This is a genomic window from Pseudomonas sp. EGD-AK9 (genome assembly GCF_000465935.2).
Taxonomy (GTDB): Bacteria; Pseudomonadota; Gammaproteobacteria; order Pseudomonadales; family Pseudomonadaceae; genus Aquipseudomonas.
On the sequence record NZ_AVOF01000858.1, the window covers coordinates 1 to 631 of the forward strand.

At 71.8% G+C, this 631-nt stretch carries 1 protein-coding gene; it reads right to left on the minus strand.

Going from position 1 to position 631, the window contains the following annotated elements:
- Positions 1 to 631, minus strand: a 631-nt coding sequence (locus tag N878_RS24850; protein ID WP_021446176.1) for a heme A synthase, incomplete at both ends; no start/stop codon positions are given.

Here is a 631-nt window from a genome sequence, read left to right on the forward strand (position 1 = left end):
GGCGTTGTGCGCCACGGCCACCAGCAGCGGCAGGTGGAAGATCACGTTGCTGATGCCCAGGCCGACCTGCAGCGCCAGCGCCAGCAGCAGCAGCCCGGCCAGGCGCGGCAGGCCGGCGGCCTTGAGCCGCCAGGCCAGCAGCAGCAGGGCCAGGCTGACGATCAGTGCGCCGATGCGGTGGCTCATATGGATGGCGGTGCGGGCGTCGCTGTCGAGCTGCCCGCCCAGGTAGTTGGGGCCGATATGCTGGGTCAGGTGAAAACCGTTGGCAAAATCCATCGCCGGCCACCACTCGCCGTGGCAGGTGGGCAGGTCGACGCAGGCCACCGCCGCATAGTTGGAGCTGACCCAGCCGCCCAGGGCGATCTGCCCGATCACCAGCAGCAGGCAGGCCGCCGCCAGGGCCCGCAGACGCGCCGGTAGCTGCAGCGGGGCGAAGCGCCCGGACAGGCGCAGGCACAGCAGCGCCAGCAGACTGAGGGTGGCGAAACCGCCGAGCAGGTGCGCGGTGACCACCTGCGGCCAGAGCTTGAGGGTCACCGTCCACATGCCGAAGGCGCCCTGCAGTATCACCAGCGCCAGCAGCGCCAGCGGCAGCTTCAGCGGCTGGCCCGGCTCGCCGCGGCGGCGC